Source organism: Collinsella ureilytica, from assembly GCF_019795105.1.
GTDB lineage: Bacteria > Actinomycetota > Coriobacteriia > Coriobacteriales > Coriobacteriaceae > Collinsella > Collinsella ureilytica.
In genome coordinates this window covers 203183-227865 of sequence record NZ_JAIMFO010000005.1, presented here as the reverse complement: position 1 = coordinate 227865, position 24683 = coordinate 203183, and the positions used below count along the sequence as shown (strand labels likewise).

General features: G+C 54.4%; 16 protein-coding genes. 11 read left to right on the top strand and 5 right to left on the bottom strand.

Annotation, left to right across the window (positions count from 1 at the left end):
- Positions 1-65 precede the first annotated feature (65 nt).
- Positions 66-1283 carry a galactokinase gene (locus K6V98_RS03725; RefSeq protein ID WP_222199181.1) on the bottom strand — a complete coding sequence of 406 codons (1218 nt, stop codon included), beginning with the start codon at positions 1281-1283 and terminating at the stop codon, positions 66-68.
- Between the two features lie 78 nt (positions 1284-1361).
- A complete protein-coding gene (locus K6V98_RS03720; RefSeq protein ID WP_306792735.1) occupies positions 1362-2630 on the bottom strand; it encodes an aldose epimerase family protein in 1269 nt (422 codons plus the stop codon).
- 300 nt (positions 2631-2930) lie between these two features.
- Between K6V98_RS03720 and K6V98_RS03715 the strand changes: the two genes are divergently transcribed.
- From K6V98_RS03715 to K6V98_RS03695, 5 genes are all read left to right on the top strand, one after another.
- A complete protein-coding gene (locus tag K6V98_RS03715) occupies positions 2931-3980 on the top strand; it encodes a LacI family DNA-binding transcriptional regulator (protein WP_306792734.1) in 1050 nt (349 codons plus the stop codon).
- 246 nt (positions 3981-4226) lie between these two features.
- A complete protein-coding gene (locus tag K6V98_RS03710) occupies positions 4227-5513 on the top strand; it encodes a substrate-binding domain-containing protein (RefSeq protein WP_222199179.1) in 1287 nt (428 codons plus the stop codon).
- A gap of 144 nt (positions 5514-5657) precedes the next feature.
- The gene (locus K6V98_RS03705) at positions 5658-7166 is read left to right on the top strand and encodes a sugar ABC transporter ATP-binding protein (RefSeq protein ID WP_222199178.1); all 1509 of its coding nucleotides are present in this window, start codon (positions 5658-5660) and stop codon (positions 7164-7166) included.
- 16 nt (positions 7167-7182) lie between these two features.
- Positions 7183-8835 (top strand): ABC transporter permease subunit, encoded by a 1653-nt coding sequence (locus tag K6V98_RS03700; protein WP_222199177.1) that lies wholly within the window; start codon positions 7183-7185, stop codon positions 8833-8835.
- Positions 8836-9000: 165 nt separating this feature from the next.
- Positions 9001-9300, top strand: a complete 300-nt coding sequence (locus K6V98_RS03695; RefSeq protein WP_222199176.1) for a PTS sugar transporter subunit IIB — start codon at positions 9001-9003, stop codon at positions 9298-9300.
- 416 nt (positions 9301-9716) lie between these two features.
- Here K6V98_RS03695 and K6V98_RS03690 read toward each other — a convergent pair whose 3' ends face one another.
- On the bottom strand, positions 9717-10559 hold the full coding sequence (locus tag K6V98_RS03690) for a DeoR/GlpR family DNA-binding transcription regulator (RefSeq protein WP_222199175.1): 843 nt from the start codon (positions 10557-10559) through the stop codon (positions 9717-9719).
- Between the two features lie 533 nt (positions 10560-11092).
- Here K6V98_RS03690 and K6V98_RS03685 point away from each other — a divergent pair.
- From K6V98_RS03685 to K6V98_RS03670, 4 genes are all read left to right on the top strand, one after another.
- The gene (locus K6V98_RS03685; protein ID WP_222199174.1) at positions 11093-11944 is read left to right on the top strand and encodes a class II fructose-bisphosphate aldolase; all 852 of its coding nucleotides are present in this window, start codon (positions 11093-11095) and stop codon (positions 11942-11944) included.
- A 790-nt stretch (positions 11945-12734) separates the two neighbouring features.
- Positions 12735-13757 carry a DMT family transporter gene (locus tag K6V98_RS03680; protein WP_222199173.1) on the top strand — a complete coding sequence of 341 codons (1023 nt, stop codon included), beginning with the start codon at positions 12735-12737 and terminating at the stop codon, positions 13755-13757.
- A 291-nt stretch (positions 13758-14048) separates the two neighbouring features.
- Positions 14049-15365, top strand: a complete 1317-nt coding sequence (hisS, locus tag K6V98_RS03675) for a histidine--tRNA ligase (RefSeq protein ID WP_222199172.1) — start codon at positions 14049-14051, stop codon at positions 15363-15365.
- Positions 15366-15551: 186 nt separating this feature from the next.
- Positions 15552-18380, top strand: a complete 2829-nt coding sequence (locus K6V98_RS03670; protein WP_222199171.1) for a phosphoenolpyruvate carboxylase — start codon at positions 15552-15554, stop codon at positions 18378-18380.
- Between the two features lie 106 nt (positions 18381-18486).
- On the opposite strand, the gene yhbY is transcribed toward K6V98_RS03670, so the two are convergent.
- A complete protein-coding gene (gene yhbY, locus K6V98_RS03665) occupies positions 18487-18789 on the bottom strand; it encodes a ribosome assembly RNA-binding protein YhbY (protein ID WP_222199170.1) in 303 nt (100 codons plus the stop codon).
- Positions 18790-19130: 341 nt separating this feature from the next.
- Between yhbY and K6V98_RS03660 the strand changes: the two genes are divergently transcribed.
- Together K6V98_RS03660 and K6V98_RS03655 are read left to right on the top strand one after the other, a co-directional pair.
- On the top strand, positions 19131-21665 hold the full coding sequence (locus K6V98_RS03660) for a metallophosphoesterase (RefSeq protein WP_222199169.1): 2535 nt from the start codon (positions 19131-19133) through the stop codon (positions 21663-21665).
- A 336-nt stretch (positions 21666-22001) separates the two neighbouring features.
- Positions 22002-23150 carry a YibE/F family protein gene (locus tag K6V98_RS03655; protein ID WP_222199168.1) on the top strand — a complete coding sequence of 383 codons (1149 nt, stop codon included), beginning with the start codon at positions 22002-22004 and terminating at the stop codon, positions 23148-23150.
- On the opposite strand, the gene K6V98_RS03650 is transcribed toward K6V98_RS03655, so the two are convergent.
- Positions 23140-24504 (bottom strand): PFL family protein, encoded by a 1365-nt coding sequence (locus tag K6V98_RS03650; protein ID WP_222199167.1) that lies wholly within the window; start codon positions 24502-24504, stop codon positions 23140-23142. The two genes, K6V98_RS03655 and K6V98_RS03650, sit on opposite strands and share 11 nt — an antisense overlap.
- Positions 24505-24683 lie beyond the last annotated feature (179 nt).

Below are 24683 nucleotides of genomic sequence, written 5' to 3'. Positions count from 1 at the left end.
GTGTGCCTCACGCTCGCAGGCTGTTCCGCACACCTCGCACACCTCATGTGCCTCAGATTCTGCGCTTACAGCCATTGAGCAAACGCCCCCTCCTGAGCAATGGCGTAGTGTCGAGCAAAGCCCTCGCCCAGCCAGGCATTCATGCGCTGGATAAACTCATCTACCAGCTCAGTTGGAACAAAGCACTGGATGGAGCCGCCAAAGCCACCGCCGTGAATGCGTGTAGCACCGCGTCCGGCTAAGATCCGCTCAGCCAAGCCGAGGGCAACCATGGTGTGCTGTGAGCGAACATCGGAGCCTGCAACTGTTACGTTTTGCAAGAACATGGCTGAGCTGGCACCAGACTCACGGGTGAGTGCGAGGAAGCGATCAATATCACCCGCCTGCAGGGCATCCCAGCGCTTGTCTACCAAGCCCACTTCATAGAAGTAATGGATGGCGCGAAGCACTGCGCGGTCACCGAGCTTTTGGCGAAGTTCGGCTACGCGAGCATCAAAGTCGTGAGGGTCTACTTCGCAAAGACGCTTCTTGCCAAACTCTGCAGCTACAGCCTGCATCTCCTGCGGAATGGCAGCGTACTCGTCAGTAAGATCGGCATGGTCGCTTCCAACCTTTACCAAAACGAGGCCATATCCTGCCTTATCAAAGTCAAAGTCGAGTTTGGCGCATGCTGGCTGCGTGGCCTCCTCAAAGTCCATATACGCAAGGCCGCCCAAGCATACAGCAGCTTGATCCATAAGGCCGCAGGGCTTTCCAAAGTACTCGTTCTCGGCAAACTGGCTCATCTTGGCGAGCTCAATGGGGGAGATCTCGCGACCCTCCCAGAGCGCTTCCATGGCACGCCCATAGGCAGCCTCTACAGCAGCGGAGCTTGAAAGGCCGCCACCTGAGGGAACCGTGCAAATAAAGGCAAAGTCAAAGCCAGTCGGTTCTCTGCCCGTATCGGCAAGCTGTGCTGCCATACCACGCAGGAGCGAAGCGGAGCCTTCGCGCTCCTCGGTCTGAACGGAGAGGTCATCCAAGGTGATCTCAAACGGAGGGAAGCCTTCGTCAGCAATACGAATCGTATTCGTACCATTGGCAACCGCAATGCCTTCCACTGCCACATCTAAGGCTCCAGCAATAACGCGACCGCCTTCATGGTCGGTGTGGTTGCCTGAGATCTCAGAGCGACCCGGCGCATGAACATAGAGCAGGCGAGCGTCGGGCGCGGGCTCACCGAACTCTTGCACAAAATAGGCGCGAGCCCGGGAGATTGCTGCATCGTGGATGGTCTCTGACATGGGCGAATCCTTCCTCTTGGCCTCGCCGCCTTGCGAGGCATGGTGTAGATACATGAATGCGTAGCTTTTTTTGGAAAACTACGCGGGATCAACGGTAGAGAAGCGGTACACAATGGTTTGAGACCAGGGAGTGTCGGGTGTACATACGGGATGCTCCCAGTCTGCGTGGTGGACGTTATCCGGGAAAAACTCAGGCTCAAAGGCAAAGCCGGCTCCCGGCTCAAAGGAGGCGCCTCGTTTTGCATTATGGTCGTTGAGCCAGTTTCCGGTGTAGAGATGAGCTCCAGGTTGGGTAATGAGGATTTCAAGCACACGGCCGCTCGCGGGGTCGTGGGCGCAAAGAGCAGGACGTGCGCCAGTCCCAGGCTCGTAGCCATCGATTACAAAGCAGTGATCATAGCCACGGGCACGAGCGAGCTGAATATCATCAGCAGCAATATCTGCATCGAGGCGCTTTGGGCTGGTGAAGTCAAATGGTGTGTGTGCCACTGGCCTGATCTCTCCAGCAGAAACGCTGTCTTCGCGAATGGGCAAAAAGTGAGAGGCCCGAAGCGTTACGAGGGCACCAAGGGCAGATCCCGAACCTGCTCCTTGCAGGTTGAAGTAGGTGTGATTGGTCATATTTACATAGGTGTCATGATCAGTTTCACACCTAAGGGTCAAGACGAGCTCAGCGCCCTCAGTATATTCAGCCGGAGTTTTGCACGCGAAGGCTGCTCCGTCGAGCTTATTGGCCGTCCCGTTGGGCTCGCAGGTCGCTTCTTCGGTGGCTGCTCCGTCGGGCTTAACGGTCGTTCCATCGAGCTCGCAGGCTGCTCCTTCAGTGGTCGCTCCGTCGGACTTGCAGGCAGCTATTTCGGTGGCCGATGCTTTGCAGGTGCGCAGCGTATAGATGGCAAAGAAGCGCCTTGCTCCGGGAAGTCCCAGCTCACCATCGTCTAGGCAGCAGGAAAACTGTATAGCATTGTTGGCTTCATCAAGCTCAGCATCCCAGAGGCGTTTATGCAGGCCGAGCTTGAGATCGGTATGCAGGTTATTTTGCTGATCTGGCCCGTCGTTGGCTGGCAGATGATACACCGTACCACCAAGTGGTACCTCAGCGCGATCCGTGCGATTGGCAGAAGGGCCTATGACCGAACCATGGCAGGCCGGGTTATCAAAATAGCCCTCAAGTGAATCAAAACCGAGCACGACATCAGTGAGGTTGCCGGTACGATCTGGCACCTCGGCGCTCAGAATCGCAGCACCAAAGTCCATGACCGAAACCCGAGCAGAGCCCACACTCAGTTCATAGCGCGAAACAGGGCGTCCATCGGGCATTTGGCCAAATGGCGTTTTCAGGATCATAGAGTTCCTTTCAACGAAGTTTTAAGCCACTCGTTTCCGTATACATTTCCAGCTGCTCCCACAGCCTTGCTGCCCGCTTCAGAAACCTAGTCTGACCCGGGCATGACCCGCGCAACGAGCAATCAGCAGAGCAACCAGATACGAGATTTCCCTTGCATGAGTACGCTTAGAATGTTAACGTACTCAATGAAGGCTGTCATTTGTTAATTCTCTTTCCTGTGACTGGTAGCAAAACCCCCGTAAGCGGTCATTCGCTACTATGGTCGAAAGAGGATGGACGATGCGCGGAAAGGGGTCGTCATGGAGAAGCGCATCCGCCACGCGCTCTCCGCAAAACCGGAGCGCAAGGGTGTATACAAGGGGCGCGCGGTATCAATGTCTGATGTCGCAGTTGCAGCGGGAGTCTCTCAGCAAACGGTGTCCCGCGTGGCAAATGGCGTGCCCAATGTGAGCGAAAAAACCCGTGATCGAGTGCTGGCAGTCATGCACGAGCTTGGTTTTAGGCCAAACTATGCCGGTAGGTCACTGCGCGGCGGAAGCTATCGCGCTGTTGGTCTGTGCGTTTACGACATTACAAAGATTGGTAACCTCACCATGCTCGATGGCATTTTGGCCGCCGCGCGTGAGTGTGGGCATGCCGTTACCATGATTGAGATGTGTGAAGACGAGGCTTTTGCCCTGGCAGAAGCTTCACGGCGTATGGCTGAGCTTCCGGTAGACGGCATGATTATTGGCATGAGCCGTATGGCACCTGATTTTCCAAGTTTTACACCTCAGCCGGGTATGAGCACGGTCATTGTTACGATGTATGCTCACCCGCTTTGCACAACCGTTGATTCTGATCACTATGGATGCTCGGCCTTGGTGATGAATCATCTCTTTGCCCACGGGCATGAACAGATCCGCTTCGTGGGCGGCCCTACCTACTCAATTGATAGTGAGTTTCGTGAGGCTGGCTGGAGAGATGCTCTTGCTGGACGTGGCATTGCGGCTCAAGAACCTCTCCACGGAGACTGGACCCCGCATTCGGGATACGAGATTGGCCAGCGTTTGGCAAAAGATCGGGCAATGACTGCCGTCTATGTGGCAAACGATCAGATGGCTGCTGGCGTTATTGATGCCCTTCGCGAGCAAGGTCGCCGTGTTCCAGAAGACGTGAGCGTGGTTGGTATTGATGACTCGCTTGAGGCCATGGTTCCTCATGTTGAACTCACCTCGGTGCGCTTTGATTTGCGGGAGCGTGGTCGTCAAGTATTTGAGCATGCCGTGCAGGATCCGGGCGTAACTCCCGAGGCTGTGCGGATCCCTGGTGTATTGGTTGAGCGGTCTTCTGTGGCAGATCGCAGATAACTCTTACACATGGGTGTGAAGGTTGATGATACGCAATCGGACTCATCTACCGTCTACACCCAAATCTTGACCGTTTGGCGAGCGCTTAGAGTTACACTGAGCGCATTCGCGGTCAGGATGTTAACGTTAGCATTGCAGAAGCCCGGGGTGGGAGCACCCGCCTCTCCTCGGAAATCTGCTACGGTGCGCCCGCACCGTTCGTATTAATGAGGGGCGCAAATGCGCCGCATGAAAGGGGCTGTTCTCATGGGCATGTCACGTCGTCAATTCTTGCAGGTGTGCGGTCTGGGCGCGATGAGCGTCCTGGGCGCCGGAGTCCTTACGGGCTGCGGCGGGCAGGGCAAGGCTCCTGCTGGTAGCGCTCCTGCAGCCGCCGGCGGCAACGCGGCCAAGCCGGTCGTGTTCTATAACCGTCAGCCGTCCAACAGCTCCACCGGTGAGCTCGATATGACGACCCTGCAGTGGAATAAGGACACCTACTATGTTGGCTTTGACGCCAACCAGGGTGGCGAGCTTGAGGGTCAGATGGTGGTTGACTACATCAAGAAGAACGCCGACAAGATCGACCGCAACGGTGACGGCATCATTGGCTACGTTCTCGCCATCGGTGACGTGGGACACAACGACTCCATCGCTCGTACCCGTGGTTGCCGCAAGGCGCTTGGCACGGCCGTTGAGAAGGATGGCAACGTCGTGTCTGACGCCGCTGGTACCAACACGGATGGTTCTTCCACCGTTGTGAAGGACGGCGAGATTGAGGTTGATGGCAAGAAGTTTATCGTTCGCGAGCTTGCCAGCCAGGAGATGAAGACCACCGCTGGATCCACTTGGGATGCCCCCACGGCTGGTAACGCCATTGGTACCTGGGCTTCCGCCTTTGGTGATCAGATTGACATCATCGTTTCTAACAACGACGGCATGGGCATGGCCATGTTTAACGCCTGGTCCAAGGAGCACAAGGTTCCGACCTTTGGTTATGACGCCAACTCTGACGCTGTAGCCGCCATTGCCGAGGGCTATGCAGGCACCGTCTCCCAGAACCCTGGTGTTCAGGCCTACCTCACCCTTCGTTTGCTCCGCAACGCCATGGACGGCGTAGACATCCAGACCGGTGTTGGTAAGGAGGATGAGGCTGGTAACATGATCGCCGCTGAGGACTTCAAGTACAGCGATACCGATCGTTCCTTCTACGCCATGAACCTGGCCGTTACGCCTGATAACTACAAGGACTTCATGGATCCCACCATGCTGTACAAGACTGCCCAGTCGCAGCTTGATGAGAGCAAGTCCCCCAAGAAGAAGGTCTGGCTCTCCATCTACAACTCTGGCGACAACTTCCTGTCCTCCACCTATCAGCCACTGCTGAAGAAGTACATGGAGGTTTTGAACCTCGATGTTGACTTTGTTGCTGGTGACGGCCAGAGCGAGGCAACGCTTACCAACCGTTTGGGCAACCCGAGCGAGTATGATGCCTTTGCCATCAACATGGTGAAGACCGACAACGGCGCTTCCTACACCGCGCTGCTGGGCTAATTCGCCTGAATGCTCAATCGGCTGAGTATCCGAGTCTGAGGAGCAGAGGGGGAGGAAGGTTCTTTCTCCCCCTTTTGCATCTGTTATATGAGACCCGCCCGGGCGCTGCCTGTGTGGGATGCGGAGAACACGAGGGGTGAACACATGACTGAAACGCACGAGGACATCGTTCTTTCCATCCAGGGGATGAGTAAGACCTTCGGACGCAACCGCGTGCTCGACCATATCGATCTCGACGTGCGCCGCGGCAGCGTGATGGGCCTCATGGGTGAGAACGGTGCTGGAAAGTCCACCATGATGAAATGCCTCTTTGGCAGCTATCAAAAGGACGAGGGCACCATCATGCTTGAGGGCAAAGAGATTAGTTTCTCTGGCCCTAAAGACGCCCTTGAGAACGGTATTGCCATGGTGCACCAGGAGCTGAACCAGTGCCTGGAGCGCAACGTCGTAGATAATCTTTTCCTTGGCCGCTATCCGGTCAACTCGATGGGTATCGTAGACGAGCCACGTATGCGCAAAGAGGCTAATGAGCTTTTCCGCCGCCTCGGCATGACGGTTGATCTAACCCAGCCCATGCGCACGATGTCGGTTTCTCAGCGCCAGATGTGCGAGATTGCAAAGGCTATTTCGTATAACGCAAAGGTGATCGTGCTCGACGAGCCAACTTCTTCGCTCATGGCTCAAGAAGTAGAGAAGCTCTTCCAAATGATGCGCATGCTGCGCGATCAGGGCATCTCACTCATTTATATTTCGCACAAGATGGATGAGATCTTTGAGATTTGCGACGAGGTCTCAGTTCTGCGCGACGGCAACCTTGTTATGACCAAGCGCACGAGTGAGACGAATATGAACGAGCTCATCTCCGCTATGGTTGGCCGTTCACTTGCTCAACGTTTCCCGCCGGTAGACAATGTGCCGGGAGAGCCGATTTTGTCTATCCGTCACCTCTCCACCAAGTTTGAGCCACACTTGCAAGACATCAGTTTTGAGGTTGGCCGTGGTGAGATCTTTGGCTTGTATGGCCTGGTTGGTGCTGGCCGTACGGAGCTGCTTGAAACGATCTTTGGTATCCGTACCCGAGCGGCAGGTCGTGTGTACTTCCGCGATCGTCTGATGAACTTTAGCTCGGCAAAAGATGCTATGGATCATGGCTTTGCCCTGATTACCGAGGAGCGCAAGGCAAATGGCCTGTTCCTCAAAGGAGATCTGACCTTTAACACCACGATTGCCAATCTTGATCAGTATAAGAACGGCATTGCCCTGTCTCAGAGCAAGATGGTTCGGGCAACGGCTCGTGAGATTAAAACCATGAGAACCAAGTGCATGGGTCCAGATGATCTGATCTCAAGCTTGTCTGGTGGTAATCAGCAAAAGGTTATTTTTGGTAAGTGGCTTGAGCGCTATCCGCAGATCTTCTTGATGGATGAGCCCACGCGCGGCATTGACGTGGGAGCAAAATACGAGATCTACGAGCTGATCATTGAAATGGCTAAGCAGGGAACAACGATCATCGTTGTTTCCTCGGAGATGCCTGAGATTTTGGGAATTACCAACCGTATTGGTGTTATGTCCAACGGCAGGCTTTCGGGCATTGTAGAGACAAAGAAAACCGACCAGGAAGAGCTCCTGCGTCTAAGCGCGAAATACCTGTAAGCGAGGGGATGAAACTATGGCACAGTCACGCACGGTACTCTCGGTTGAGCAGGAGACAGCTCTTCTGCAGCCGATTGACGCTCATGTGAGCGAGATTCAGCGCAAGGTTGATGAGCTGCGCGCAGATGGCACCACGAAGGTGTTGGAGCTGCAGTCGAGCATCGACGCAACCAAGAACGACCGGATCCTCACGCGCGAAGAGCGCGATCGCGAGATTGCAAAATTCCAAAAAGACTTGGATGCTGCAAAGCAGGTTGAGGCATCTCACGCCGATGCTATCTCAAAGCTCATTGCCGAGGCTGAGGCGTATTTAAATGAGCACTTTGAGAAAGAGTATCTGACTCCGGTCAAGCAGAGCTGCGAGGCCGAGCGCGAGGTTGCAAAGAAGGACTATCAGGCACGTTTGGCTGAGCTTGAGCGCGACCACAAAAAAGAACTTGCCTCTCTTTCCGACTCCCAAGAGGTAAAGGAAGAGAAGTACGTTTATAAGAACAAGCAGTTTGACGCCAAGGTTACCTATCAGCAGGACATGCAGCGCATTAAGGATCGCGAGCATGAGGCTTTCATGTATCGCTACCACCTGCTGGATATGCTGCGCATGTCGCGCTTTACCTTCCAGGAAAAGCTGGCACAGCGCTGGGAGACCTATCGCTATACCTTTAGCGCGCGTGACTTCTTGCTCAACAATGGTCTGTATCTCGCAATTCTGCTCGTCTTCGCCGTGCTTTGCGGTATTACACCTGCCATTAAGGGCACCCAGCTGCTCACGGTGCAAAACATTCTGAACATCTTGCAGCAGTCCTCGCCGCGTATGTTCTTGGCGCTTGGCGTAGCTGGCCTCATTTTGCAGACCGGTACCGACCTCTCAATTGGCCGTATGGTTGGTATGAGTATGGTGGCCTCTACGATCATCATGCACCAAGGACCCAATACGGGTACGGTTTTTGGCATTGCTTTTGACTTCTCAACCATGCCGGTTGTGGGACGTATCCTGCTTGCTCTGGTTGTTTGCGTGGCGCTCTGCACCTTGTTCTCTGCAATTGCAGGATTCTTTACCGCAAAGTTTAAGATGCACTGGTTTATCTCAACGATGGCCAATATGCTCATCATCTTTGGCTTGGTAACCTATGCCACTAAGGGCGTTTCCTTTGGCGCTATTGATCCGCAGATCCCCAATATGGTGACCCCGAAGATCAACGGCTTCCCGACGATCATCCTCTGGGCAATTGCTGCCATTGCCATTGTTTGGTTCATTTGGAACAAGACCACCTTTGGTAAGAACATGTATGCCGTTGGTGGAAACCCCGAGGCAGCTTCAGTATCTGGTATTAACGTCTTTGCAATTTCTATCGGTGCCTTCCTGCTGGCCGGCATCCTGTACGGCTTTGGCTCATGGCTTGAGTGCATCCGCATGGTTGGTTCTGGCTCTGCTGCCTATGGTCAGGGCTGGGAGATGGACGCCATTGCTGCGTGCGTGGTTGGTGGTATCTCGTTTACCGGTGGTATTGGTAAGATCTCCGGCGTTACCGTAGGTGTATTGATCTTTACCGCACTGACCTACTCCTTAACGATTTTGGGTATTGATACGAACCTTCAGTTCGTCTTCTCCGGCATCATCATCCTGATCGCCGTAACCCTTGACTGCCTGAAGTATATCCGCAAGAAGTAAGACATACCTCGTGGCGGCGCCGTCGTGCAGGACGGAGATGAACCCTTTCACATCTCCGCCCCGCTCGGCGGCGCTGCTGCTTGCTATTGGTTTTTTGCTGTGCGTGTATGAGGTTGCAGTATCTTTTGTTCGCATCTGCGTTTGAGCTCACGGAAGGAACGATGAATGAAGAAGGTTCTTGTCTGCTGCACGGCAGGCGTTTCAACTAGCCTGCTTGTTTCTAAAATGCAGCATGTTGCTACCGAGCGCAATCTTGGAATTGAGATTGAGGCTCATCCCATGAGCGACGCTGTGTCGAAGATTTCTGAGGCTGATCTCGTGCTTTTGAGCCCACAGATCGGTTTTGCAAAGGGAAGCGTAGAAGAGGTCTCTACCGTTCCTGTCTCGGTGATTGATCAGGATTTGTATGCGCGTGCCGACGCCCCGGGCATTATGGACGGGGTAGCTGAGCTGCTCGAACTCTAAGGGCTGAGGACGTAGCCGCTTTTTTGCGTGGGCGGTTTGGTTTGGGGTTTTGGGCTGCGGCCTTGCGCTTGCTGCCTTGCGTGACGGTTCGATTCGCGCTTTGAGAGTCCCGTGGCTGCGGCCTCGCGCTCGCTGTCTTGTTCGTGTCGTGTGCGGCGGTTCGGTTCAAGCCTCGAGACGTGGCTGCTTCCGTGTTTGACGGTTATGGTTTTGAGGACTTCGACGCTGCGGCCTCGAGCCCGCTGCCTTGTTTGTGTCGTGCGCGGTGGTTCGGCTCAAACCTTGAGACGTGTCCGCTGCCGTATTCGGCGGTTCGCGCTTTGAGAGCTTCGACGCTGCTGCCTTGCGCTTGCGTGACCCGTCGTGGTGAGGGCTCAATGATGGGCTTCGACGCTGCTGCCTTGCGCTCACTCAACTTAGGGCGCGATGATGAGCTGAGGAGCTTGCTCACCCAACGATTCTGCCATCCCTCCAACAATACCTGCTGGATCGCGGTCAACCACGATAGCATCCAGATCTTCCAAACCAGCAAATCGTATCAGGCCACCTGCTCCGACTTTGCTTGCATCCATGAGGGCACAGCTTGTATCTGCGGCTGCAATCATGGCAGCTTTCACGTCTGCCATTTGCGGATAGTCCGTCATAAGTCCTCGAGAGGGAACAAACGAACCTGGGCATATGATGGCAAGGTCGGCATGGAGGACATCGAGGGATCGCACCGTTAAAGGACCGTAGGTATAGCGGTGCCCTTTGCGAAGTGTTCCACCTAGAAGTACGCAATTAATATCAGGCAGGCTCGCATCTACAAAATTTGCGATGGTGAGATCTGCAGTAATGATTGTGATCCCTGATCGCTTGCCCAGTGCGCGCACAAACTCCAGAGCTGTTGTTCCTGAATCAACCATGATGGTTGAAGCATCTTCTACGAGCGCTTGAGCGGCGAGGCCAACACGACGTTTCTCCTGAGCGTTGAGATTCACACGCTTATCTTGTACCGAGACCGTCAGGGTCTTGTGGAGCGAAACTGCCCCACCATGGGTGCGTCGTAGCTTGCCATCTGCAGCTAAGGCATCAAGGTCGGCTCGAGCGGTAACTGCCGAGACACCAAAAGCCTGAGCAATATCGTTCACTTGAATAGAGGTATTGCGCTCAAGCATCTCAACAATGGCCGACTGACGCTCTTCTGCAAAGCTTCGAGCGCCACTTCGAGATCTGGTGCTTGTGCTTGGCTTGTTGGGTTCGGCCTGCTTTTTTCTCATGGCGGCTCCTTGTGACTGCTATTAGAGATGCCCAGTGTGTTGCGCATAGCGTCTTTATACTTACGTCCGTTACGCACCTCCGCCTGCTCAGCTCGCGTTTCATCTCTGACTCATCCCGCGCTTCGCCTTCCTGCTCGTCCACCGGCTTAGCTTGCGCTTGACCTTTGTGCTCATGCATAATTCCTGCGCGTCGGGGTAATCCACACTGCGATTTTGCTATAACGTCTTGCGACGCATCTTGTATCTATTTTCTTATGCTTTCTTTTAAAGAAGCTAATCTATTTTCTTTTTGCTATGCAGCACAGGAAAATGCCACAACCGCTTCATATCTACCTGCAGAAATAACGTGTGCTTTAATTCTTGAGAGCAATCGACTTTCTTTTTCTTGCGTATTGAGGAGAATATGCACGTTCTAGAGCCTAAAATTCCCAGATCTTGGAATGTGCCTCACCTACAATAGTCTCAAGATGCGCCGGAAAGGAAGACGGCGGTGTGCGCTCAGCTGACCTTGTGCTGAGCGGAAGGGAGCGATCATGCTGGTAACTACGAAAGAGATGCTGCTCGACGCACAAAAAAATCACTATGGTGTGGGTGCCTTCAATGTGGAGAACCTTGAGTTCGTGATGGCTATCTTAGCTGCTGCTGAGGAGCTGCGCTCTCCGGTGATTATGCAGACCACGCCTGGTACGGTAAAATCCGCCGGTCTTGATTACTTCTATGGCATGGTTTCTGCCGCTGCTGCGCGCACCGATGTACCAGTGGCTTTGCATCTCGACCACGGGGATGGCTTTGATCGCTGCATGCAGGCTATGAAGGTAGGCTACACCTCGGTCATGATTGACGGTAGTCATGTTCCATATGAGGAGAATATTGAGGTTACGGCTCCGGTTGCTCGCGTGGGCAAGGCTCTGGGCATTCCCGTTGAGGCAGAGCTTGGCAAGGTAGGCGGTAAAGAGGACGACGGCCCGGCTGTTGAGGGAGAAAATCCTTATACCGATCCTGATGAGGCGGCTGAGTTTGTAGAGCGCACAGGCTGCACGAGCTTGGCAATTGGCGTAGGCACTGCTCATGGCGTGTATCATGGAACGCCTCATATTGCGCTTGATGTGGTTTCTGCTATTGCCGCCAAGACCGATGTGCCTCTCGTGTTGCATGGCACCTCTGGTGTTCCCGATGAGCAGGTAGCTCAGGCAATTTCCAACGGTATTTGCAAGGTTAACTACGCAACTGAGCTTCGTCAGGCGTATACCAAGGGCTATATGGCATATATGGCAGAAAATCCTGGCAATTTTGATCCGAAGAAGCCGGCTCGTGCAGGTATGGATGAGATCACCAAGATCGTCAAGATCCGCATGGAGAACCTGGGTTCAAACGGCCGCGCATAGATTTAGTCACTTCTTGTTCTGAGCGGCTTGGATGTGTATCCGCGATTCGGCATGCGTACGTGCCGAATCGCGGTTTTTGTTTATGAGTGCATTCACGCGCTGGGTCGCGGTTTTGCTCCCATAACCCTTTTACTCAAGAGCATACGCGTCGATTTTTCCAAATTTTGAAGTGAGACCGGCGTACGCTTTGATGTTTCGCGAGGGCACGTGTTAGTTTTCCACAATTTGGAATAGCGCTTTTGGAGCAGAGCTGGCGTACAGGTTGGTGTCGATGAGTGCCTCCTCCAGATTTTTAAATTCGAGAGTGCACTTTTGCAGTGGAACCGGCGTACGTTTCGGTGTCGTTAGGAGCATTTTTGCCCGCACTTCGCGTCAAATCTGTGCATAGAGGACAATAAATGTACTAAAACCAACCCCCTATACCGTATTTTCAGCCCAATCAACCCAATACCCCCATGTAAGCCGACCACTAGCGCAAAGTCTTCCACTCTCGCTAGAAAGGCCGATCTGCCCAATTTGCCCCGTGCGAGCAGAAAAGTGGTGTGAACGAAATTGAGCACGCCGACGACGCCTATCAGCTCTTGGTTGAGCTGCTTGCCGATTACGAGCCTGCTGTATAAGTGTGCTCTGCCTTGCGCTTTAGTTCGGTGAATTGAGAGCCTGCTGGTCAGCGTGGTACAGTGCGAATGCGTTCCGGGGGTCCGGGCGCTAGGCTCGTCCACGAGGCGGTGCCGTGCAGAGGGCACGGCGCGGACACCACGCCTCCCATCTTGAGAGGCATTGTCCCCGCATGACTGAGGCGAACCGTACACACACCGCACCAAGCAGCACGTATTTAGATAAAGATTCGAACGATAGCCTCGAGGCGCTATTAGGGCCAGATGCTCCGGTAGCTCCGTGGGATCGCGGCGCTGGGACTTTGCGCGGAGCAGGCGCTCGCTCGCCGCTGTTCTGGAAATCCTTGCTCGTGGCAATGGCGCTCATCTGGGGTTTTTCGTTTTTCATCATGAAGGGTGCCCTCGATCTCTTCCCACCGTTCCTCATTGTAGGAGCGAGATTTTTGCCCTCGGCAGGTCTTCTCTTTCTCTTCTTACACCGCCGTATTCGCGCTCACTTTAATGCCCGCAATCTCGTTGTCGGTCTCGGAATGGGACTCATTATGTGGGCTGCCTATGGCCTACAAACCGCTGGTCTTGTAGGAACAACCAGTGGAAAGAGCGCTTTTTTGACCGGAACCTATTGCATCTTGGTGCCCTTCATCAGCCATATGATGGGTGGCGAGCGGCTGAGCAGGTGGAATGTGGGAGCGGCACTGCTCTGTCTTTGTGGCGTGGCCTTTGTAGCCTTAGACGATCTCAGCATTGGGCTTGGCGACGCCCTGACCTTGGTAGGGGCTGGCTTTTTTGCCCTGCAGATGGCGGTGATGAGCTGCTTTGGCCGCGACCTTGATGTGAATGTGCTCACCTTTTGGATGCTTTTGGTGGTAGGCGTAGGTGCTTTAGTGACCTCGTTTTTGTTTGAGCCGGCTCCTCAACCTGAGGTCTGGACGCCAGATACCATTGGCATCCTGGTCTTTTTGTCAGTCGTGTGCACCTGCATTGGGCTCTTAATTCAAAATCTTGCGTTCGCTCATGTGCCAGCGTCAACAGGGTCGCTCTTACTTTCGCTCGAGTCTCCCTCGGGCGTGCTCTTTGCTATTTTGTTTGCAGGAGAAATGCTTACGGGCAGGCTCGTGTTTGGATTTGTGCTCATCTTTCTGTCGATCGTGTTGTCTGAGACTCGCTTTGGATTCTTGGCTGATCGTACGAGATAGGCGGCGTTGGAGTCGCTGCTTCTGCTTTTCGCATTCCGACTCGCCTTGGAATTGATGCAGACACCGTAAAAGCCGGGAGTTGCTGCCTCCGTTTTCGCATTCCAGCTCACCTGCGGGCTGCTCTGTGCATCTTAGCCTTTTGCATTTCCGCTTCCATGTGCGACGAGCTGTGTGCGGATGCACGCGGGGGCGCCTGAGCATGTTACAAAGCGTGGGTATATGCAGCTGAAGGTGACGGCAGCGATGCCACACGTATAATGTGGGTCGGCCGATAACGAAGAAAGGTATGCCATGCGGGCACAAAAAGCTGAAGGTACACGGGATCTGATCGGAGATGAGATGCGTGCGTGGACGCGCATGCAAGAGGCGGCAGCTGCCGTCTTTCATCCCTATGGCTTTGATGAGGTAGAGACTCCCGCGATTGAGCAGCTTGATGTGTTTGTCCATGGCATTGGTGAGTCAACCGATGTGGTTCGCAAAGAAATGTTTCGCGTCTTTTCTGGAGCCAATTATGAGCGTGTGCTCGCTGAGGGTTCAGACGCCTCGCTCAAGCCCAAGCAGCGCCTGGCCTTGCGCCCAGAAGGCACAGCTGGCGTGGTGCGCTCGGTTGTAGAAAACAACCTGGTGCCTCAAGGAGCAGCTCCTCTTAAGGTGTATTATGCCGAGCCAATGTTTCGCGGTGAGCGACCTCAGCGCGGTCGTCTTCGCCAGTTCCACCAGATTGGACTTGAGTGGATTGGTGCGCCTGATCCTGCTGCTGATGCCGAGTGCATCATTATGCTCATGGATTTCTATCGTGAGCTGGGCTTTGATCTTTCAAAATTGCGCTTGCTGATCAATAGCATGGGCGATCCTGCGTGCCGTCCGGCCTATCGCGAAAGCGTGCGCTCATTCATTTTCGATCATGCCGATGAGATGTGTGATGAGTGCTTGGTGCGTGCAAAGATCAATCCGCTGCGTGCCTTTGATTGTAAAAATGAGCACTGCCGCGAGGTTATGCAGGCAGCGCCCCTTGTTACCGAAAGCCTGTGTGAGGATTGTGCAAGCCACTATGCCGAGGTAAAGGCATATTTGGATCGTGCAGGCATTGCCTATATTGAGGATCCTCGCCTGGTGCGCGGTCTGGATTATTACACCCGCACGGTCTTTGAGGTTGAGGTTCCCGGGGCAGGCGTTGGTTCGATTGGCGGCGGTGGCCGCTACGATGGTCTTGTTGAGATTGAAGGCGGACGCCCGACGCCGGGCGTGGGCTTTGCCGTTGGCTTTGAGCGTGCTTTGCTTGCCCTTGAGGCCATGGGTGTTTCGATGGTATCGCCTGCCGATGAGCTCGGTGTCTATGTCGCTGCTACTGGAGCTGATATGCGCACCCACGCCTTTGATGTGTGTTTAGATCTTCGTCGTGCGGGCATTCGCACGGAGGCAGACTATCAGAGCCGTTCGCTCAAGGGTCAGTTTAAGCAGGCAGATAAGCTGGGCGTTCGCTTTGCGGTGATTGTTGGCGAGGAGGAGCTGGCTGCAGGATCGGTGAAGGTTCGAAATCTTACGACACGAACCGAAGAGCTGGTAGCTCGCGAGGAAATTGCAGCCTATCTGTTAGCTCAGGTATAGCAGGCGTTCGCGAGGCTCCCTCAGCGCCCGCTCAGCTTGCACCGTGCGCTCGGTGTCCTCAGCGCGCTCACCGCTTGCCCGGCGTTCTCTGTGCGAGCTGCCTTTGCTCACCGCTTGCGCTAGAAATCTAACCGCTCGCCGAAGAATTGCTCTTCTGCCGCGCGCAAGCCTCCGTTCGCCGATTTTATGAAAACAAACGAAAAACTTTTGCTAAATAAAGCGCTCTCACTCGCGCGTCCCTATAATAGGAACGGCTTTGAGACCGATCAAAGGGGGAGCGCGTTGTCCGAGATCACCGAGATCGATATCCCTGAGAGTCTGCGCGATAATCTGGCGCTTTTTTTGCGTCTGGAGCGCAAGGTGCTCGACGAGTACGACTCTCAAGTGCGAGAGCTGTTTGATGAGCTCTTAGCTCAGGTAGTTACTGCAAATGAGGGAAACCCCGGCGCTGCGGCAGTTGCTGAGGCTGTGGATACAGAAGGCATTCCAACAGGAGATGGGGAAGAGGTTCGCGCCTTTCGTGAGGCTGTTGCCCTGATCGATTCGCTTGATGTGGATCATGCGCAGATGCTCACTCGCGCCCTCACGTCATTTTTCCACCTCGCCAATCTCTCTGAAGAAAACTACCGCGTCAGCGTGCTGAAGGCACGTGAGCGCGAAGTTGAAATTGGTGCCGGAGACGTGATGCCGCCCGATCCTACCAATGAACTCGCCCTTGCCTTTGACCAACTTGTGAAGGAAGTCGGCCAAGAGCGCGCGCTCGAGCTCTTGGGCAAGCTCGAGTTCCATCCAGTGTTCACGGCTCACCCCACCGAGGCACGCCGCAAGGCAGTTGAGGGCAAGATTCGCCGGATTGCTCGCCTGCTTGAGGAGCGGCCTTTGCTGGGCGGCACATCGCTTATGGAAAACGAGCGCCATCTCCTGCAAGAAATTGATGCGCTCGTGCGTACCTCTCCCATTGAGCTCAAAAAGCCAACGCCGGTCGAGGAAGCAGATACGGTAATCGACATCTTTGATCACACGCTGTTTGATGCGATTCCGGTGGTGTATCGCCGCTTTGACGATTGGATCTTAGGCGATCGTGCGGGAACTGTTCCTCCCGTATGTCCAGCATTTTTTAGGCTCGGGAGCTGGATTGGAACTGACCGTGATGGCAACCCCAATGTAACGGCGCGGGTAAGCCGCCAGGTTGCTCATGTGTATGCGGCTCATATGATTGCCAAGCTTGAAGAGAAATGCCGTCGTGTGGGACGAAACCTCACGCTTGAGGCTCGCTACACCAAGCCATCAGATGAGCTGGTGGCACTCTGGAGCCGTCAGGTAGAGATGAGCGAGGTATTAACGTCTCGCGCCATGCTCATTTCTACGTCGGAGCTTCATCGTGCAGTTATGCTCGTGATGGCTGAGCGCTTAAATGCTACGGTTCGCCGTGTGGCGGATACGATGTATCGCAATGCTGACGAGTTTTTGGCAGATCTTCGCGTCGTGCAGCGCTCCTTGGCCAAGGCTGGTGCGGTTCGTGCGGCCTATGGCCCGGTGCAAACGATCATCTGGCAGGTGGAGACCTTTGGCTTCCACATGGTAGAGACCGAGTTCCGTCAGCACTCAGTGGTACACGCCCGTGCGCTGGCAGACATTAAAGAGCACGGTCGCAATGGCGAGCGGGGAGCCTTGAATCCTATGACGCGTGAGGTGCTGGATACCTTCCGCGCCCTCGGCATGATTCAACGTCGTTTTGGCACGAAGGCCGCTCGGCGCTATATCATCTCGTTTACTAAGAGCGCCCAAGACGTGGCCGATGTGTATGAGCTGGCAAGTCTTGCCTTTGCTCACGCCGAAGATGTTCCTGAGCTCGACGTTGTTCCCCTTTTTGAGCAGCTTGAAGATCTTGAGGGCTGCGTTGATGTCCTCGAAGATATGCTCAAGGTGCCCGCTGTTGCCAAGCGTCTTGAGCAAACGGGCAACAAGATGGAGATCATGCTCGGCTACTCTGACTCCTCAAAAGATGCTGGTCCTACCACGGCCACCCTTGCCCTGCACGCGGCTGAGGAGCGTATTGTTGCATGGGCTGAGCGCCACCACATCGATCTCACACTCATGCATGGTCGCGGTGGTGCGGTTGGTAGAGGTGGTGGCCCGGCAAACCGTGCCGTGCTCGCCCAGCCTCGTGGATCGGTGAATGGCTGCTTTAAGCTGACTGAGCAAGGTGAGGTTATCTTTGCTCGCTATGGCAATATTGAGCTAGCAAAGCGCCATGTCGAAAGCGTTGCCGCAGCAACCTTGCTGACCAGCGCTCCTTCGGTTGAGCGCATCAACACTGAGATGACTCAGGCGTATAGCTCGATGGCCGCCTCGCTGTCCGATGCTTCTCACGCGGCATTCCTCGATCTTTTGCATACCGAAGACTTTACGCCTTGGTTTAGCACGGTTACACCCTTGACCGAGGTCGGTCTTTTGCCGATTGGTAGCAGACCTGCCAAGCGCGGTCTGGGTGCGAAGTCCTTGGATGACCTGCGCACGATTCCTTGGGTCTTTAGTTGGAGCCAGGCTCGCATTAACCTTGCGGCGTGGTATGGCTTGGGCAGCGCATGCGAGGTCTTAGATGACCTTGATCTTTTGCGTCGTGCCTATCGCGAGTGGCCGCTCTTTACCACCTTTATTGACAATATTGAGATGTCGATCGCAAAGACTGACCTGCGCATTGCCAAGATGTATCTGGCCTTGGGCGACCGACCGGATCTGACCGAGAAGGTCTATCGCGAGATGCAGCTCACACGCGCTTGGACCTTGGCTATTGTGGGAGATGAATGGCCGCTTGAGCACCGGCGTGTTCTGGGTCGTGCCGTGCGCCTCAGAAATCCCTACGTAGATGCCCTTTCGCTCACGCAGGTACGAACTCTGCGCGAGGTTCGCGTGCGCCAGGATGACCTCTCTGAGGAGGCGAAGGCCGAATACCTCGATCTCATCCTTGCAACCGTAACCGGCGTTTCTGCGGGCTTGCAAAATACGGGGTAAGTTTTCTCGTTTGAGATCGCCACACCAGCGCCCCATTAAGGAGCCACGGCTTCTAATGGGGCGCTTTTTGCATGGCTAAGAGCAGGGGCACCTGCGATGAGTGAATCTATTGAGGCAGCTTGATATGCTCGATGTCCTTTTTCTTGCTCGGACGGTAGAGCGAAAAGCGGTGTCCAATGACCTGCACAACCTCAGCGCCCACAAGCTCGGCAAGTTCATGGGCGACCTCTGTCGCAGTCTGGTCGCATCCATCCTGCACACCGCACTTAATGAGCTCATGCGCTTCGAGCCCTTCTGATGCTTGTTGAGTGGTTCCTGAAGTTACTCCGGCCTTTCCAATCAAAACGACTGGATTGAGGTGGTGGGCAAGGCTTCTAAGATGCCGAATTTGTTTTCCTGAAAGCGCCATGGTGCGTCCTTTCCATTGTTTGCTCGTCATAGTTTATCAGGCAAGGCGGTTGGTAATCAGTGCGTATTGTCCGCACGCTGCTGCCGCACACGACGTTTGAGGATGTGCTGTTTGCTCCATCTCAAGGGGTGCCTCAAGTTGTTCGCCCTTCTGCACCGATTGCAATCTGAGCGCCCGTCCGTTTTTGTGCCCTCACCTCGCCCTTGATTGACTCCATACAAAGAGCTTACCTCCAACAATCTCTCAGCTGATTTGCCATTTTTATCATGGCTTGCGGCAAGCGCGTCCTTATCGATCGGGACGTGTCTTAAGAGGGAAACTCACAATTTGAGAGGACGGATATGGAACACGTCATGCAAAAGCTTGATGGGTGTCGTCGATCGAGAAGGGCGTGGGCACTGATGCTAGCCTCCGTCCTCGCACTCATTGCTACCTTTGTTTGGGCTGGCTTTGTGCGCCCAAGCGCGGTAGATGCTCGAGCCGCCAATGCAGATGTGGTGGTATCGGGAACAACTGAGTGGCAGTACAGAGACGACAATACGCCACCTGCCGATGGCTGGAAAACCTCTGCAGAGGTGACTGACGGCGCGTGGAAGACTGGCCGTGGAAGCTTTGGTGCAAAGCGCGGTGCTCTTGCCGATCTGGGTGGCGGTCATACGCCAACAGTTTTGTTGCACCACTACGTGAATGGTGCTGATGGTAAGGCCATTCCGGTCTACTATTTCCGTACAACGTTTTCGGTAGAGGATCCTTCCGCTGTTCGTTCTTTGAGCGGTGCCTTTGTATATGATGACGCTGCGACGATCTATATCAATGGTGTAAGGATTGCTGGCGGAGATGACGCTGAGGGCTCTTTTGACGTAGAGGGCTATGGTGGATCGAATGCCTCTGAACCTAAAGAAGCTCAGATTGCCTTTGCTGATGTGGATCGTTTGGCGCTCAAGGCCAGCGGCAATGTGATCTCTGTTGAGCTTCACCAAGGACGCGCTGAGAGCTCAGATATCTACTTTGATCTTAAGCGTTTGACCCTGAATGTAGGCAAGCGCGAGGCTGATATTCAGGCTCTTGAACTTGCGGTAGGTGGCACTGAGGCTCAGCGTCGTTTTAATTGGTTAGGCACTTCCAATGCGCCTTCGTTTGTTCAAATTGCCGAGAAGCCACAAGGCGCGCAAACAACCTTCCCCACTGAGGGTGTGCACTCGGTTCCAGCAGTACAAGCTTCTGCTACACGCGCTGGCTATCAGTCCAATAAGGCAGTGGTAGATGACCTTGAGCCGGGAAAGACTTATGTCTATCAGGTTGGAAACGATGCAAAATGGTCTGATACCCATGAGTTCAATACCGAGAGCGAAGGCAAAAACAAGCCGTTCAACTTTCTCTTTGCTGGCGACCCTCAAATTGGCGCAAGTGGAGATGCTGATAACGATACCCGGGGTTGGAATCAGACCTTGGAGCTGTCTCGTTCGCTCAACGCTGAGTTTTTAGTATCTGGCGGAGACCAGATCAACCGCCGCACCATTGAGCGCGAATACGATGGCTACTATAGCCCGCTTGTGCTTAAGTCGATGCCTCAGGCAACGACGGTGGGCAACCACGATGCGGGAGATCTGCGCTATACCGAGTACAACAATATGCCCAATGTCGATGCACTGGGTACCTCGAACAATACCGGTGAGCAGTCGGGCGACTATTGGTACACCTATAACGGTGCGCTGTTCATGATGATTAACTCAAACAATCGGACGACTTCTGAGCACAAGGCGTTTATGGAGAAGGCGATCCAGGCGAACCCCAATGCTACCTGGAAGTTTGTAGTCTTTCATCATGCGATTTTCTCACTGGCAACGCACTATTCAGACGGTGACATTATCCAGCGCTGTGGCGAGCTCTCGCGCATCTTTACCGATTTAGGTATCGACGTTGTGCTCATGGGTCATGATCACTATTTCACCCGCACCTACCTCATGGAGGGTGCAAACCCGGTGATTCCGCAAGGCCACGATATTTCTAAGGGTGAGCCTGCACCGGCTGAGGCGATCAACCCTAAGCGCGGACAGATCTTGTATCTCACGGCTAACTCAGCATCGGGCTCTAAGTATTACAAGTTGAATAGCCAGCTTGCTAATGGTTTGCCAAGCTATGCAGCCGCTCAGGATCAGAGCCGCCGTCCCTCAATTACCGATGTGGCAGTTACCCCTGATTCCGTTACCCTCAACACCTATTACTCCAGCGGGGATGCCCTGGAGAAGATGGACTTCTTTACGATCGTTCGGGCGGCCAAGCCCACGATTGCGCCGGTCGAGGCTGGGGAGAAGGTTCAGACGACGGTCGGTAAACCATTCAATCCGCTGGATCATGTACGTGCCCAAGATAGCCGGGGAGAGGCTTTGACGCCTTCGGTGGTAATTACTGATCCGGCAGGTCAGACCCAGCAGGCAGTTGATACGTCTAAGCCTGGTACGTGGAAGCTTGCGTTTACCGCTCAGGATGCCTACGGGCAAACAGCTGAGCTGAGCCTGACGGTCGAGGTTGTGAAGGCTGCTGACACGGATACCGGTGCGGGCACGGGTACTGGAGATGGTAAGGATACCGGAACCGGCACAGGTACGGGAACCGGTAACAGCACTGGAGCTGGAACTGGCACAGGCGCTGGTACAGGAGCCGACACGGGCACAGGCACTGGCACTGGAACCGGTACAGGCACAGGAACCGGCAACGGCGCTGGAACCGGTCAAAAGCCCGGTGCTCGCCCGAGCAAGCCAGCACGCAAGATGCCTCAGACCGGTGATGTTTCTGCGGTCTATGCTCCCGTTGCTCTGGTGGCATCAGTTTTGCTGGGAGCTGCGGCTACCTATAAGCACACTCGCCGCTCATAAGGTGCAGGTCTTGTTGTAATTCGCAACGCTTGCTTTTGCGCTTGCATCAACGTGTTTGCGCGTCGCCGACTGACCTTTTCATCGGCGGCGCGCTCTCCCGTTCGGCCGGCAGCCTGCCTGTCTTTTCTACGGAGTACGGTGCTCCGACCATCATGTACTGCTCGTCCGCACTGAAGCTCATCGCTTGGCACCAAACACAACCCCAACTGGCTGCCATGCATGTTGCGCACAGCGATGTGTGCGGAGATCCATTGCTTCACAGTGTGGCTCTCTGTCTCGTTATCTGCTCCTCGTAGAGCTTCGCCTATTCGTTCTCCTCATATAAAGGAAGCTGTTGTGAAAGATCGACTCATCTCCCACCGTCGTGACCTGTTGACCGTTTTGCTCATGCTTGCAGTGATTGCAGGATCGCTCTGGTTTGCTTCAACGCGTGATACCTCATTTACGATGCTTACTGCCAACGGCATTACCTATCCAGAGGCAACAATCGTGCGTGTACAAGAGGAGCATCTCGATCGTGAGGAGGGGACGAATCGTTTCTTAGGCCATCAGGTTCTGGAGGTTCGCCTAGAAACAGGCATGGGAGCTGGCGAGACGGTCTTAGCGGAGAATAGCCTTTCTGCTGATCATAATGTGTTAGGTCGTGTTGGTGAGCGCGTGATAATTAAGGCAGAGCGCCAAGAAGGGATTGCTCCCTACTATTCTGTCTTTAATTATGATCGGATGGGAAAAAGCGCGCTTGTATTTGGACTCTTTGCTCTTTGCATGGTGGTGGTAGGTGGTCTCAAAGGGCTGCGATCCATGATCGGTTTGGCCTTTGCCATGCTGATGATTATTTTGTTGCTGGTACCTGCCGTGTTTTCGGGCATTCCTGCGGTGCCTGCCGGTCTGGCTGTCATGATCATCATTACGATCTTCTCCATGCTCTTGCTCAATGGTTGGAGTCCAAAAACCTATGCTGCCATTGGATCAACCGTTCTTGGAATGGCAGTTGCCGCTGGAGTCTATGTGCTCTTCTCATCCATTCTTGTGGTTAGTGGGTTTAATAAAGGGGATGCAGAGGAGCTGATCCTCATTGCCCAAACCACAGGTCTTGATGTGCAGGCAACCTTGTTTGTAGGGGTGTTGGTAGCCTCACTCGGCGCGGTGATGGATATGTGTATGTCAATCGCAACGGCTTTGTTTGAGCTGAAAGATCAGCACCCAACGCTCAGCCGAACTCAGATGGTGACCTCTGCCTTTAATATGGGAAGAGATATGATCGGCACCATGTGCCAGACTTTGATTTTGGCATTTACCGGGTCGAGTCTGACCTCCATGCTCGTACTCATGGCCTATGGCGTTGATATGGCGCAACTCATCTCATCTGACTATATGGCAGTTGAGCTTTTACATAGTTTTGTCGGCGGCATTGCGGTGATAGCCTGTGTGCCGGTCACTGCCTTTGTATGTGCCGCCGTAACAAAAGAGCCCGCTAGTTCTTAAGCGAGTTCAGTGGTGCGGGGAATCGGCCGCCACGGTGGGCAAGAACGGTACCGGCGTGAGGATTCACGTGCATAACCGGGGCGCGACCAAAAAGCCCGCCGTATTCCACCGCCTCACCCTCTTGCTTGCCAATGGCCGGGATAATACGCACCGCAGTGGTCTTATTGTTGATCACGCCAATGGCCATCTCATCGGCAATGATGCCAGCGATGGCCTCTACCGACGTATCTCCTGGGATCGCAATCATATCCAGGCCAACCGAGCACACGCAGGTCATGGCTTCAAGTTTTTCTAAAGTCAACGCTCCTGCCTCTGCCGCCTCAATCATGCCCGCATCTTCTGAGACGGGAATGAAGGCACCAGAGAGGCCGCCCACGCTCGAGCTTGCCATGACGCCGCCCTTTTTAACGCAGTCGTTCAAGAGAGCAAGCGCCGCCGTTGTTCCCGGGCCACCGCAGCGTCCAACACCGATGATCTCCAAAATACGTGCCACTGAGTCTCCAACCGCCGGAGTGGGGGCGAGCGAAAGATCGACAATGCCTTTTTCTACGCCTAAGCGCCGGGCAGCTTCGCGGCTCATAAGCTCACCGGCGCGCGTGATCTTAAAGGCAGTTTGCTTGATGCGCTCGGCAACCTCCATCATGTCAGCTTCATCAGAAAGCTCTGCCAAGGCAGCAGCCATAACGCCAGGACCAGAAACGCCAACGTTAATGACGGCGTCGGCCTCTCCGCTGCCATGTACGGCTCCAGCCATGAAGGGGGAGTCTTCCACCATATTGGCAAATACAACAAACTTGGAGGCACCGACGGAGTCCTCATCTGCCGTGAGCTCTGCTGCACGGCGAATGGTGCGGGCAGCAAGTAAGACGGCATCCATATTGATACCTGCCCGAAGGCTTGCAACATTGAGACTCGAGCAGACGCGGCTTGTAGCAGCAAGGGCTTCAGGAATGCATGCAATGAGGCGACGATCAGCATCTCCAATGCCCTTCTGCACGAGCGCTGAGTAGCCTCCCAAATAATCAATACCAAGGGTTGCAGCAGCTTTATCAAGCGTATGAGCAAGAGGTGTGAGGTCAACATCCTTACAGGCAGCAGCAATCTGGGCTACGGGTGTTACCGATACACGCTTGTTCACAATAGGAATGCCATATTCACGCTCAAGGTCAGCGGCGGTAGAGACGAGATGCTCGGCGGTTTGGGTTACCCGGTCATATACCTTGGTGCACATGCGTTTGAGGTCTTCATCAGCGCAGCCCATGAGTGAGATTCCCATGGTGATGGTGCGAATATCGAGATTTTGCTCACGAACCATGCCACGTGTCTCAGCAATTTCTTGCGGTGTGATCGACATCAGTACCTCTCTTTGCGCCTCTGTGCTTGCGTCTTGCTCGATTCTACCGCGAGAGCTCCTTTAATGGGGCAAAGACAATGTGTTAACAGGTATTTGTTGTACGTGTAGCTTGTTGGGAAGCTCGGAAGGCGGGGAGTGGAGGGTGTATCGAGGCGTTCTTTGTTGTATAGGATGCCTGA

What these genes read in the sequence shown, in the direction of transcription:
- K6V98_RS03725 (WP_222199181.1), bottom strand. Translation starts at nt 1,283, where the DNA reads ATGTCAGAGACCATCCACGATGCAGCAATCTCCCGGGCTCGCGCCTAT.
- K6V98_RS03720 (WP_306792735.1), bottom strand. Translation starts at nt 2,630, where the DNA reads ATGATCCTGAAAACGCCATTTGGCCAAATGCCCGATGGACGCCCTGTT.
- K6V98_RS03715 (WP_306792734.1), top strand. Translation starts at nt 2,931, where the DNA reads ATGGAGAAGCGCATCCGCCACGCGCTCTCCGCAAAACCGGAGCGCAAG.
- K6V98_RS03710 (WP_222199179.1), top strand. Translation starts at nt 4,227, where the DNA reads ATGGGCATGTCACGTCGTCAATTCTTGCAGGTGTGCGGTCTGGGCGCG.
- K6V98_RS03705 (WP_222199178.1), top strand. Translation starts at nt 5,658, where the DNA reads ATGACTGAAACGCACGAGGACATCGTTCTTTCCATCCAGGGGATGAGT.
- K6V98_RS03700 (WP_222199177.1), top strand. Translation starts at nt 7,183, where the DNA reads ATGGCACAGTCACGCACGGTACTCTCGGTTGAGCAGGAGACAGCTCTT.
- K6V98_RS03695 (WP_222199176.1), top strand. Translation starts at nt 9,001, where the DNA reads ATGAAGAAGGTTCTTGTCTGCTGCACGGCAGGCGTTTCAACTAGCCTG.
- K6V98_RS03690 (WP_222199175.1), bottom strand. Translation starts at nt 10,559, where the DNA reads ATGAGAAAAAAGCAGGCCGAACCCAACAAGCCAAGCACAAGCACCAGA.
- K6V98_RS03685 (WP_222199174.1), top strand. Translation starts at nt 11,093, where the DNA reads ATGCTGGTAACTACGAAAGAGATGCTGCTCGACGCACAAAAAAATCAC.
- K6V98_RS03680 (WP_222199173.1), top strand. Translation starts at nt 12,735, where the DNA reads ATGACTGAGGCGAACCGTACACACACCGCACCAAGCAGCACGTATTTA.
- hisS (WP_222199172.1), top strand. Translation starts at nt 14,049, where the DNA reads ATGCGGGCACAAAAAGCTGAAGGTACACGGGATCTGATCGGAGATGAG.
- K6V98_RS03670 (WP_222199171.1), top strand. Translation starts at nt 15,552, where the DNA reads ATGAAAACAAACGAAAAACTTTTGCTAAATAAAGCGCTCTCACTCGCG.
- yhbY (WP_222199170.1), bottom strand. Translation starts at nt 18,789, where the DNA reads ATGGCGCTTTCAGGAAAACAAATTCGGCATCTTAGAAGCCTTGCCCAC.
- K6V98_RS03660 (WP_222199169.1), top strand. Translation starts at nt 19,131, where the DNA reads ATGGAACACGTCATGCAAAAGCTTGATGGGTGTCGTCGATCGAGAAGG.
- K6V98_RS03650 (WP_222199167.1), bottom strand. Translation starts at nt 24,504, where the DNA reads ATGTCGATCACACCGCAAGAAATTGCTGAGACACGTGGCATGGTTCGT.